We start from the raw sequence: 10475 nt of genomic DNA on the forward strand, positions 1-10475 counted from the left end.
GGGTTATGAAGGCGCGTATCCAGTGGGCCGGTGAGGCCATGTTTCTGGGCGAATCGGGCAGCGGCCATGTCGTGGTAATGGACGGTCCGCCCGATGCCGGCGGGCGCAACCTGGGCGTGCGGCCGATGGAAATGCTGCTGCTGGGCCTGGGTGGCTGCAGCAATTTCGATGTGGTCAGCATCCTGAAGAAATCCCGCCAGGCCGTGGAAAGCTGCGAAGCCTTCCTCGAGGCTGAGCGTGCCGACGAGGATCCCAAGGTATTCACCAAGATCCATCTGCGTTTCGTGGTCAAGGGCCGCGGCCTGAAGGACGCCCAGGTCAAGCGTGCGGTCGAACTGTCCGCGGAGAAGTACTGCTCGGCGTCGATCATGCTCGGCCGTGCAGGTGTGGATATCACCCACAGTTACGAGATTATCGAACTCGGCTAAGCCTTCAGCGCCGTAGCGCCGGCAGCCATTCCAACAGACTGGCCGGCAATGCGGCGCGCAGTTTCTCGCTGAGCCGTTCGCGGTGCTTCTGGTAGAGCAGGCCGAGACCGATCACCGCCACGCCGATCAGGCTTAGCACCAGCGGAAACAGCAACGACTCGGTGAACACTTCGTACGACAGGTAACCGAGGTAGGCGGCCACCCCCAAGGCGCCGAAGACCATGAACATCGGCCGGCGCAACAGCACCGCGAGCAGCATCAAGCCCACGTTGATCAGGCAGTACAGCGCCTTGCCCACCTCGCTGTCACTGTTCATCGAGGTCAGTCCGCCCCAGAACGCCAGCAATCCAGCCAGGTAGCCCCAGAACGCGTAGTCCCTGCGAGTGCGGCCGTCGATCAGCACGAACACCAGCAGCAAGCCGAGACCGAACCAGAGCGAGACGTTTTGCCGTTGTTCCCAAGTGAACACCTCTCCATAGAACCATTCGCTCAGGTCCATGGACATGAACCACAGGGCCACAGCGATCGGCATGACGATGAAGGGGAAGGGGATCAGGCGGAGCACCAGCAAGCCGGCGCACACCGTGGCCACTTCCATCAGCAGCCAGCCGCCCTGCACATAGCGGTAGTAGTTGTGATAGTCGCTCTGGACATCATCCAGCGGCCAGAAGCCCGTCAGGCGTTCGATCGCGAATACCGCTAGCGGTACGATGCTCACTGCCACTGCAGCCAGTACGCCGCCGGGAATCATCTGGCCACGGCGTTGCATGGCCAGGCCGGCGCCAGTCAGCAGAGTGATGTAGAGAAGGGCGACGCCGAGCAGGGCGCCATCGCCGACGCGCATCCAGGCTTCGCTGAGCAGCCAGCCCATGGCACCCATGATCAGCAGAGCGCCAAGGTAGAAGGCCACATGGGCCAGCTGGAAAGCGGGCTGTTGCTGCGGTTGCTGGCGCAGGAAGCGCAGTAGCGTCTGTTCCTGTTCGGCGCTCAACAGGCCCGCATCAACCGCGCGGGCCAGATCTTTCGCTTCGAAGTGCTCGGCCATGACGGCTCAGATGCGGTAGGTGCTTTTGGTCATGACCTTGGCCATCAGGCTCATGCCGAACTTGACCGGGGCCGGGAAGCGGAAGCCGCCGGCGTCCAGGGCCATGTCGGCGTGGTGTTCCTCGTCGATGCGCATCTGTTCGAGGATCGCCCGGGACTTCTCGTCTTCCGGAGGGATCTGCTCCAGGTGTTCGTCCAGGTGCTTGCACACCTGGTGCTCGGTAGCGGCGACGAAACCCAGGCTGACCTTGTCGCTGATCAGGCCGGCGACCGCGCCGATGCCAAAGGACATGCCGTAGAACAGCGGGTTGAGCACGCTGGGGGAACTGCCCAGCTGGCGAATGCGTTGTTCGCACCAGACCAGATGGTCGATTTCCTCGTCGGCGGCCTGCTCCATCGCCTTGCGCACTTCTGGCAGCTTGGCGGTCAGGGCCTGGCCCTGATAGAGCGCCTGGGCACAGACTTCACCGGTGTGGTTGATGCGCATGAGGCCGGCGATATGGCGGGTCTGCTTATCGTCGAGCTCGGCTTCGGGCTGGATGATCGCAGGAGAAGGACGGGTGGGCTGGCCGCTGAAGGGCAGCAAGGTGCGCATGGCGGTGTCGGCCTGCAGCAACAAGCGGTCGAGCGGCGAGTAGTGACGTTCGGTAGCCATCGGGCACCTCCGCAAGAATGTGCCCGACAGTCTAACTCAATCCCCGTGACAGGGCTTGCGCTGGATCAGCCCGGCGGCCAGTGCATCTGGCGCTGGCCGAGGACGTGCATATGGATGTGGTAGACGGTCTGGCCGCCCAGCTCGTTGCAGTTCATCACGACGCGGAAGCCGTCCTCGCAACCCAGTTCCTTGGCCAGGCGCTGGGCGGTGAACAGGATATGCCCGGCCAGGCCCTTGTCTTCCTCGGTGAGGTCGTTGAGGGTGCGGATCGGCTTCTTCGGGATGACCAGGAAGTGTACCGGCGCCTGCGGGGCGATATCGTGGAACGCCAGGACCTGGTCGTCCTCGTAGATGATCTTCGCCGGGATTTCCCGGTTGATGATCTTGGTGAAGATAGTTTCCACAACGCTTCTCCATGGTGGTGGTCGGGCCCGAGTGTACTCAGCCGGCGCGCCGCCGCCCAGTGGCGATTCGCTTCAGCGCGGGCAGTAGGCCTTGTTGATCACGCCGGCCAGCTTGCGGCTGAGCCAGCGGCCCAGCAGGTGCGGGGCGCGGGCCAGCCAGCGGTTGCGCCGGCCGGGGATGATGATCGCCTGGTTGCGGTCCAGCGCGCGCACCGTGTACAGCGCCACTTCTTCAGGGCTCAGGCAGCGCTTGCTGTTGTCCAGCCGCGGGATGCGCCGGTTCGGCGAGCGCACCGGGCCGGGGCAGAGCACCGAAACCTTGATGCCGGTCTGGCGCAGTTCTTCCCGCAAGCTTTCGGAGAAATGCAGCACGTAGGCCTTGCTCGCGGCATAGCTGCTCATCCACGGCCCCGGGGCGAAGGCGGCCAGCGAGGCGACATTGAGGATCTGCCCGCCGCCCTGCACGGCCATGGCATTGCCCAGGGCATGGCAGAGGCGGGTGAGGGCAAGGATGTTGACCTCGATCAGGTCCTGCTCGTCAGCCCATTCCTGGGCGAGGAAATGTCCGTAGGAGCGAATCCCGGCACAGTTCACCAGCAGGTCGATCTGCCGCTCGCCTTCCTCCAGTTCCAGCAGGAAACCGGACAGGCGCAGCGGCTCGCCGAGGTCGCAGGCGCGGAACAGAACCTCCACGCCGAAACGTTGGGTCAGCTCGATGGCCACGGGCTCGAGCATTTCGCGCTGGCGCGCCACCAGGATCAGGTTGCGCCCCCGCCGCGCCAATGCTTCGGCCAGTGCCAGGCCCAGACCGCTGGAGGCACCGGTGATCATGGCGTAACGGGTCATGCAGTTCTCCAGGGGCGGGGGCGTTCGAAAGGGCGAGTAGTCTACAGCGAGTGCGGGACAAAGGCTGCCCCGTCAACGCGGCCATTGCGTGGCCAAACGATTCGCTTTCTGCAGCGCGTGGCGGTACTCGTTGTCGAGGCGGGCGATCAGCTGATCCACCGGCAGTTGCGCGTCGATATCGCCCACGCCCTGACCTGCGGACCATACGGTTTTCCAGGCCTTGGCTTCCTCGTGGATCGGCTTGAGCTGGATTTCTCCGCCTTTCGCCAGGTTGGCCAGGTCGTAACCGGCCTTTTCCAGGCTCTGGCGCATGAAACTTGCGGGAACGCCGGACACTACTGGGGTGTGGACGATATCGGCGGCCCGGGCTTCCAGCAGCATGGCCTTGTATTCCGCCGAGGCCTGGCTTTCCTGACTGGCGATGAAGTGCGTGCCAAGGTAGGCCAGGTCGGCGCCCATCAGTTGGGCGGCGAGGATCTCGTGGCCACGGTTGAGGCAGCCGGCGAGAAGCAGGGTCTTGTCGAAGAATTGGCGGATCTCGCTGACCAGGGCGAACGGGCTCCAGGTCCCGGCATGCCCGCCGGCACCGGCGGCGACGGCGATCAGACCGTCGACCCCGGCCTGGGCGGCCTTTTCCGCATGGCGGCGGGTGGTGACATCGTGAAACACCAGGCCGCCGTAGCTGTGCACGGCGTCCACCACTTCCTTGACCGCGCCAAGGCTGGTGATGATCACCGGCACCTTGTGCTCGATGCACACTGCCAGGTCGGCCTGCAGGCGCGGATTACTCTGGTGGACGATCAGGTTCACCGCGTAGGGCGCGGGATTCTCCAGGTCGGCCAGGCCGGCATCGATTTCCTCCAGCCAGGCCTTGAAACCGGCGGTGTCACGCTGGTTCAGCGCGGGAAAACTGCCCACCACGCCATTGCGGCAACAGGCCAGGACCAGTTGCGGGTTCGAGATCAGAAACATCGGTGCCGCCACCACGGGCAGGCGCAGGCGTTGTTCGAGCAGAGCGGGCAATGACATGGCAGGTTCTCGCGTTGGAGGTGGCTACTGTCAGAACGGCTTGACGACCACCAGAATTACGATGAGCAGGAGGAACAGCACGGGTACTTCGTTGAACCAGCGGAAATAGGTGTGGCTGCGGTTGTTTTCGCCGCGGGCGAAGCGCTTCACGTTGGCACCGCACATGTGATGGTAGCCGGTGAGCAGGATCACCAGGGTCAGCTTGGCGTGCAGCCAGCCCTGACTCAGCCATCCGGGGGTCAGGATCAGCATCCAGATGCCGAAGACGAACGCGGCGATCATCGCCGGGCCCATGATGAAGCGGTACAGCTTGCGCTCCATGACCACGAAGCGGTCGCGGCTGATCTGGTCTTCGCTGGCGGCGTGGTAGACGAACAGGCGCGGCAGGTAGAACAGGCCGGCAAACCAGCAGACGATGCTGACGATGTGCAGGGCTTTGATCCAGAGGTACAGCATGTTTTTTATTCCTTGGCGATTCACGGTCGTCAGATAGTAGTAAATCGGTGCCGCGCCCGTCATCTCAACGGTTGTGGGCGTCATCCGCGCCCCCTATCATCACTGGTTTTCCAGTCGGTTCGTTGATAGGGGGCAATTCATGGTCAAGGTGGGTATCGTCGGCGGCACGGGTTACACCGGTGTCGAGTTGCTGCGTCTGCTGGCACAGCATCCTCAGGCGGAAGTCGCCGTCATCACCTCGCGCTCGGAAGCGGGCCTGGCGGTGGCCGACATGTACCCGAACCTGCGAGGCCATTACGACGGCCTGGCCTTCAGCGTGCCGGACACCAAGACCCTGGCCGCCTGCGACGTGGTGTTCTTCGCCACTCCGCATGGCGTTGCCCATGCCCTGGCTGGCGAACTGCTGGCGGCCGGGACCAAGGTCATCGACCTGTCCGCCGACTTCCGCCTGCAGGACGCCGACGAATGGGCCAAGTGGTACGGCCAGCCGCATGGCGCTCCCGAGCTTCTGAAGGACGCGGTCTACGGCCTGCCGGAAGTCAACCGCGAGCAGATCCGCCAGGCGCGCCTGATCGCCGTGCCGGGTTGCTATCCGACCGCCACCCAGCTGGGCTTCCTGCCGCTGCTGGAAGCGGGCATCGCCGATAACTCGCGGCTGATTGCCGACTGCAAGTCGGGCGTCAGCGGCGCTGGCCGTGGTGCCAGCGTCGGTTCGCTGTTCTGTGAAGCGGGCGAGAGCATGAAGGCCTACGCGGTGAAAGGTCACCGTCACCTGCCGGAAATTCGCCAGGGTCTGCGTCGTGCGGCCGGTGGCGACGTAGGCCTGACCTTCGTGCCGCACCTGACCCCGATGATCCGCGGCATCCACTCGACCCTGTACGCCACCGTCGCTGATACCTCGGTCGACCTGCAGGCGCTGTTTGAGAAGCGCTACGCCGACGAGCCGTTCGTCGACGTAATGCCTGCCGGCAGCCATCCGGAAACCCGCAGTGTGAAGGGCGCCAACGTCTGCCGTATCGCCGTGCACCGTCCGCAGGGCGGCGACCTGGTAGTGGTGCTGTCGGTCATCGACAACCTGGTGAAGGGCGCTTCCGGCCAGGCGGTACAGAACCTCAACATCCTCTTCGGCCTCGACGAGCGCCTGGGCCTGTCCCACGCTGGCTTGCTGCCGTAACGGTTATCACATCAGGTTGCGAGCGACGCTTATACCTTTCGCTCGTAGCCTGATGCCGCTTCTATAGTTGACCGATTTTCTAGGGGAAGCGGATAATGCGCGCCATCACGCAATGGCGGCATAACGCCGGGAGATATTCAGCATGAGCGTCGAATCCTTCACCCCTTCGGCTTTGCAGTTCACGCACAACGCCGCGCACAAGGTGAAGACCCTGGTTGACGAAGAGGGCAATGATCGTCTGAAGTTGCGGGTTTTCGTGACGGGCGGTGGCTGCTCCGGCTTCCAGTACGGCTTTACCTTCGATGAAGATGTCGCTGAAGACGACACCATCGTCGAGCGCGAGGGCGTGTCCCTGGTGGTCGACCCGATGAGCTTCCAGTACCTGGCCGGTGCCGAGGTGGACTACCAGGAAGGCCTGGAAGGTTCGCGTTTCGTCATCAAGAACCCGAACGCCACCACCACCTGCGGGTGTGGTTCCTCGTTCTCGATCTGATACGCCGGGATCTTTTGCTGACGCCGCGCCCATGCGCGGCGTTTTGCTTTCTGATGTTTACGCCGGGTAGATGGCGCCGAGCACACGCAGGCCGCGGGCACCGGTGACGCTGGGGCGGTTGCCGGCGATGCCTTCCAGGCAGCAATGGGCCAGCCAGGCGAAGGCCATGGCTTCGACCCAGTCCGGATCGACGCCGAATTGCGCGGTGCTGCTGACCCTGGCCTTGGGCAGCAGGGCGGCCAGCCGGGCCATCAGTGCGCCGTTGTGGGCGCCGCCGCCACAGACCAGCAGGACCTGGGTGTCGTCCTGGGCCTTTTGCAGCGAATCGACGATGCTCAGGGCGGTCAGTTCAAGCAGGGTCGCCTGGACATCCTCGTCGGCGCAGGCCGGCTGGGTGCTCAGGTGATGCTGTAGCCATGGCAGGTTGAACAGCTCGCGACCGGTGCTCTTGGGGCCGGTGCCAGCGAAGAACGGGTCGCTCAGCAGGCTGCCCAGCAGGCCCGGCAGGATCTTGCCGCTGGCGGCCCAAGCGCCGTTGGCGTCGTAGCCGAGGCCCCGTTTCTCGTTGATCCAGGCATCCAGCAGCACGTTGCCGGGGCCGCAGTCGAAACCGCTGACCGGCTTTTCCTGTTCGATCAGGCTGAGGTTGCTGAAACCGCCGACGTTGAGCACCGCAAGGCGTTCGCCCTGGGTATTGAACAGTGCGTCGTGGAAGGCTGGGACCAGTGGTGCGCCCTGTCCGCCGGCGGCGACGTCGCGCCGACGGAAGTCGCCGACCACGGTGATGCCGGTCAGCTCCGCGAGCAGGGCAGGGTTGCCGATCTGCACGGTGAAGCCGCGGGCGGGTTCGTGGCGGATGGTCTGGCCGTGGCTGCCAATGGCGCGGATGTCTTCGGGGCGCAGGTTCTGCGCGGCGAGAAGGTCGGCGATGCCCTGTGCCGCTAGACGTACCCATTCGGCTTCGGCCAGGGCGGCGCGGGCGATCTCGTCGGGGCCGCTGGCACACAGGCCGAGCATGGCCAGGCGCAGCGCTTCTGGCATGGGGATGTAGTGGCTGGCGAGTAGCGAGACGCGCGGTGCCTGTTCGATCAAGGCGATGTCCAGCCCGTCGAGGCTGGTGCCGGACATCACTCCCAGGTAAAGGGCCATGGGTCAGCGCTTGTTCATGGCCAGCATGGTGGCCTTTTCCTGGTCCATACGTGCCATCAGCGGTTGGCTCAGTTGCATGAAGCGCTGGCGCTCGGCCTTGGCGATCGGGTCGGCCATCGGCAGCTTCTGGCCCAGCGGGTCGACGTGCACGCCATTGACCTGGAACTCGTAGTGCAGGTGCGGACCAGTGGACAGGCCGGTGGTGCCGATATAGCCGATCACCTGGCCCTGCTTGACGCTGCTGCCGGTCTTCACGCCTTTGGCGAAGCCCTGCATGTGCCCGTAAAGGGTCTGGTAGGTGCTGCCGTGCTGGATGATCACGGTGTTGCCGTAGCCACCGCGACGTCCGGCCAGCAGGACCTTGCCGTCACCGGCTGCCTTGATCGGCGTTCCGCGTGGCGCGGCATAGTCAACGCCCTTGTGCGCGCGGATCTTGTTCAGGATCGGGTGCTTGCGGCCGGCGGAGAAGCGTGAGCTGATGCGGGCAAAGTCTACCGGGGTACGGATGAACGCCTTGCGCATGCTGTTGCCGTCGGCGGTGTAGTAGCTGGTGGTACCGGCCTTGTTGGTGTAACGCACGGCACTGTAGGTCTTGCCGCGGTTGGTGAAACGCGCGGACAGGATGTTGCCGGTGCCGACGACCTTGCCGTCGACCATCTTCTGTTCGTAGATCACGTCGAATTCGTCGCCCTGGCGGATGTCCTGGGCGAAGTCGATGTCGTAGCCGAAAATGTTGGCCATATCCATGGTCATGTTGTGCGACAGGCCGGCACGCTGCGCCGAGGCCGACAGCGAGCTCTTGATCACGCCATGCACGTAGGCGGAGCGGGTGACCGGCTTGGTCACCTCGCGGTTGAAGGCATAACCGTTGGCACTCCTGGTCAAGCGGATGGTTTCGAGATCGCTTACCTTGCTGTGCAGGCTGGCCAGTTGGCCATCCTTGTCCAGTTCGATCTGCAGTACCTGGCCATGCTTGAGCTGGCTGAACTGCTTCGCCTGCTTGTTGCTGGCGAGCACTTCGTGCACGGCGCTGGCAGGCAGACCGAGCTTGGCGAACAGCGTCGACAGGGTGTCACCGCGGGCCACGGTCACTTCACGGTGGCCAGGCTCCTTTGCGGAGGTCTCCTCGGCGACGTCTTGTGCTTTCGGTTCGGGTTCGGCCTTGGCGGCCTCTTCGCCAGGGGCTTCGGCGCTGTCGATCTGGGCGAAAGGCGAGGCGCTGGTTTCTTCGGCGGCCAGTGGCTGTTCGGGCTGAGCCTTGAGTTGCTCGGCCGGGGCTTCCAGTTCCAGGTTGAGAGTAGTCCGTTTGGCTTCGACTTCGCTGGATGGGAATACCAGCAAGGCCAGGCTGAGCAAGGCGGCGATGCCGCTTGCGGCCAACAGGTGACTCTTCGGATAAAGCGGAGGCGCTTTAGTCGGTTCGTTGGTCATGGGTGAATTGACTTTGAAAAAAGGTGAAATGGAAAAGATGAATGACATGATGAAGATGAAATAACTGTATAAAATATAACCAAATCCCTTCCAAAGCAAGCAGCGCAGACGTCAGCAAGTGCTACGTGGGTCACATCCGGCCCATGATCTTGTAATTGATGGCTGATCTTGTATGGTTGGGGCCCTTTAGAATCTGAGCCTGCGGGTCTGTTTATGAAGTCGGTTGAAGAGCAGCTAGCGCTGATCAAGCGTGGAGCGGAAGAGGTACTGGTCGAGTCCGAACTGGTCGAGAAACTAAAGCGTGGCCAGCCACTGCGCATCAAGGCGGGTTTCGACCCTACCGCACCTGACCTGCATCTGGGCCATACGGTGCTGATCAACAAGCTGCGCCAGTTCCAGGACCTCGGTCACCAGGTGATCTTCCTGATCGGTGACTTCACCGGCATGATCGGTGATCCGAGCGGCAAGAGCGCCACTCGCCCGCCGCTGACCCGCGAGCAGGTGCTGGACAATGCCGAGACCTATAAACAGCAGGTTTTCAAGATTCTCGACCCAGCCAAGACCGAGGTGGCCTTCAACTCCACCTGGATGGACAAGCTGACCCCGGCCGACTTTATCCGACTGGCGTCGCAGTACACCGTGGCACGCATGCTCGAGCGCGACGACTTCGACAAGCGCTACACCAGCAACCAGCCGATCGCCATCCACGAGTTCCTCTATCCGCTGGTGCAGGGTTATGACTCGGTGGCGTTGAAGGCGGACGTCGAGCTGGGTGGCACCGACCAGAAGTTCAACCTGCTGATGGGGCGCGAGCTGCAGCGTGGTTATGGTCAGGAGGCTCAGAACATCGTGACCATGCCGCTGTTGGAAGGTCTTGACGGCGTTAAGAAGATGTCCAAGTCGCTGGGCAACTACGTCGGCATCCAAGAAGCGCCTGGCGTGATGTACAGCAAGCTGGTGTCGATCCCTGATACCTTGATGTGGCGCTATTTCGAGCTGCTCAGCTTCCGCACCATGGAAGAGATTGATGGCTTCCGTGCCGAGGTTGCAGCAGGTGCCAACCCGCGTGACATCAAGATCAAACTGGCCGAAGAAATCGTTGCTCGCTTCCATGGCGAAGAAGCAGCGGCCAACGCTCACCGTGCTGCGGGTAACCGCATGAAGGACGGCGAGCTGCCGGAAGATCTGCCGGAAGTTGAAGTGACCGCTGCGGAAGACATGCCGATCTCTGCCGTGCTGAACAAGGCTGGCCTGGTGAAAAACTCCGCAGCTGCCCGTGACCTGCTGGCGGCCGGCAGTGTGCGCATCGACGGTGAAGTGGTTGATCGCGGCTTTGTCTTCGCGCTGGGCAAGACCCATGTCTGCC

12 protein-coding genes (1 of these 12 running past the window's edge) are annotated in these 10475 nt (G+C 63.3%); 4 read left to right on the plus strand and 8 right to left on the minus strand.

Annotation, left to right across the window (positions count from 1 at the left end):
• Positions 1 to 5 precede the first annotated feature (5 nt).
• On the plus strand, positions 6 to 428 hold the full coding sequence (locus AC5QPF_RS03200) for an OsmC family protein (protein ID WP_494961995.1): 423 nt from the start codon (positions 6 to 8) through the stop codon (positions 426 to 428).
• Positions 429 to 432: 4 nt separating this feature from the next.
• On the opposite strand, the gene AC5QPF_RS03205 is transcribed toward AC5QPF_RS03200, so the two are convergent.
• The 6 genes from AC5QPF_RS03205 to hemJ form a co-directional block, all read right to left on the minus strand.
• Positions 433 to 1473 (minus strand): DUF2157 domain-containing protein, encoded by a 1041-nt coding sequence (locus AC5QPF_RS03205; protein WP_494961996.1) that lies wholly within the window; start codon positions 1471 to 1473, stop codon positions 433 to 435.
• A gap of 6 nt (positions 1474 to 1479) precedes the next feature.
• Entirely contained in the window at positions 1480 to 2127 is a 648-nt protein-coding gene (coq7, locus tag AC5QPF_RS03210) for a 2-polyprenyl-3-methyl-6-methoxy-1,4-benzoquinone monooxygenase (protein WP_494961997.1), read from the minus strand.
• Between the two features lie 65 nt (positions 2128 to 2192).
• Positions 2193 to 2531 carry a histidine triad nucleotide-binding protein gene (locus tag AC5QPF_RS03215; protein ID WP_009408519.1) on the minus strand — a complete coding sequence of 113 codons (339 nt, stop codon included), beginning with the start codon at positions 2529 to 2531 and terminating at the stop codon, positions 2193 to 2195.
• Between the two features lie 72 nt (positions 2532 to 2603).
• Positions 2604 to 3377 carry an SDR family NAD(P)-dependent oxidoreductase gene (locus tag AC5QPF_RS03220; protein ID WP_494961998.1) on the minus strand — a complete coding sequence of 258 codons (774 nt, stop codon included), beginning with the start codon at positions 3375 to 3377 and terminating at the stop codon, positions 2604 to 2606.
• A 72-nt stretch (positions 3378 to 3449) separates the two neighbouring features.
• On the minus strand, positions 3450 to 4406 hold the full coding sequence (locus tag AC5QPF_RS03225; RefSeq protein ID WP_494961999.1) for a nitronate monooxygenase: 957 nt from the start codon (positions 4404 to 4406) through the stop codon (positions 3450 to 3452).
• Between the two features lie 30 nt (positions 4407 to 4436).
• A complete protein-coding gene (hemJ, locus tag AC5QPF_RS03230) occupies positions 4437 to 4859 on the minus strand; it encodes a protoporphyrinogen oxidase HemJ (protein WP_494964120.1) in 423 nt (140 codons plus the stop codon).
• 142 nt (positions 4860 to 5001) lie between these two features.
• Between hemJ and argC the strand changes: the two genes are divergently transcribed.
• Positions 5002 to 6036, plus strand: a complete 1035-nt coding sequence (gene argC / locus AC5QPF_RS03235; protein WP_494962000.1) for an N-acetyl-gamma-glutamyl-phosphate reductase — start codon at positions 5002 to 5004, stop codon at positions 6034 to 6036.
• Between the two features lie 142 nt (positions 6037 to 6178).
• Positions 6179 to 6529 (plus strand): iron-sulfur cluster insertion protein ErpA, encoded by a 351-nt coding sequence (gene erpA, locus AC5QPF_RS03240; RefSeq protein ID WP_330074406.1) that lies wholly within the window; start codon positions 6179 to 6181, stop codon positions 6527 to 6529.
• Between the two features lie 57 nt (positions 6530 to 6586).
• Here the strand turns inward: erpA and AC5QPF_RS03245 are convergent, their stop codons facing one another.
• Both AC5QPF_RS03245 and AC5QPF_RS03250 read right to left on the minus strand, forming a co-directional pair.
• Positions 6587 to 7678, minus strand: coding sequence for an anhydro-N-acetylmuramic acid kinase (locus tag AC5QPF_RS03245; RefSeq protein WP_494962001.1), 1092 nt, complete (start codon positions 7676 to 7678; stop codon positions 6587 to 6589).
• Positions 7679 to 7681: 3 nt separating this feature from the next.
• A complete protein-coding gene (locus AC5QPF_RS03250) occupies positions 7682 to 9109 on the minus strand; it encodes a peptidoglycan DD-metalloendopeptidase family protein (RefSeq protein WP_494962002.1) in 1428 nt (475 codons plus the stop codon).
• Positions 9110 to 9322: 213 nt separating this feature from the next.
• Between AC5QPF_RS03250 and tyrS the strand changes: the two genes are divergently transcribed.
• Positions 9323 to 10475, plus strand: the 5' portion of a protein-coding gene (gene tyrS / locus AC5QPF_RS03255) for a tyrosine--tRNA ligase (protein ID WP_494962003.1). 47 nt of this gene lie beyond the right edge of the window; the window shows 1153 of its 1200 coding nt (coding positions 1–1153); the start codon lies at positions 9323 to 9325; its stop codon lies off the right edge, out of view.

The sequence above is a fragment of the Pseudomonas sp. Con_6 genome, assembly GCF_059379395.1.

What these genes read in the sequence shown, in the direction of transcription:
- AC5QPF_RS03200 (WP_494961995.1), top strand. Translation starts at nt 6, where the DNA reads ATGAAGGCGCGTATCCAGTGGGCCGGTGAGGCCATGTTTCTGGGCGAA.
- AC5QPF_RS03205 (WP_494961996.1), bottom strand. Translation starts at nt 1,473, where the DNA reads ATGGCCGAGCACTTCGAAGCGAAAGATCTGGCCCGCGCGGTTGATGCG.
- coq7 (WP_494961997.1), bottom strand. Translation starts at nt 2,127, where the DNA reads ATGGCTACCGAACGTCACTACTCGCCGCTCGACCGCTTGTTGCTGCAG.
- AC5QPF_RS03220 (WP_494961998.1), bottom strand. Translation starts at nt 3,377, where the DNA reads ATGACCCGTTACGCCATGATCACCGGTGCCTCCAGCGGTCTGGGCCTG.
- AC5QPF_RS03225 (WP_494961999.1), bottom strand. Translation starts at nt 4,406, where the DNA reads ATGTCATTGCCCGCTCTGCTCGAACAACGCCTGCGCCTGCCCGTGGTG.
- argC (WP_494962000.1), top strand. Translation starts at nt 5,002, where the DNA reads ATGGTCAAGGTGGGTATCGTCGGCGGCACGGGTTACACCGGTGTCGAG.
- erpA (WP_330074406.1), top strand. Translation starts at nt 6,179, where the DNA reads ATGAGCGTCGAATCCTTCACCCCTTCGGCTTTGCAGTTCACGCACAAC.
- AC5QPF_RS03245 (WP_494962001.1), bottom strand. Translation starts at nt 7,678, where the DNA reads ATGGCCCTTTACCTGGGAGTGATGTCCGGCACCAGCCTCGACGGGCTG.
- AC5QPF_RS03250 (WP_494962002.1), bottom strand. Translation starts at nt 9,109, where the DNA reads ATGACCAACGAACCGACTAAAGCGCCTCCGCTTTATCCGAAGAGTCAC.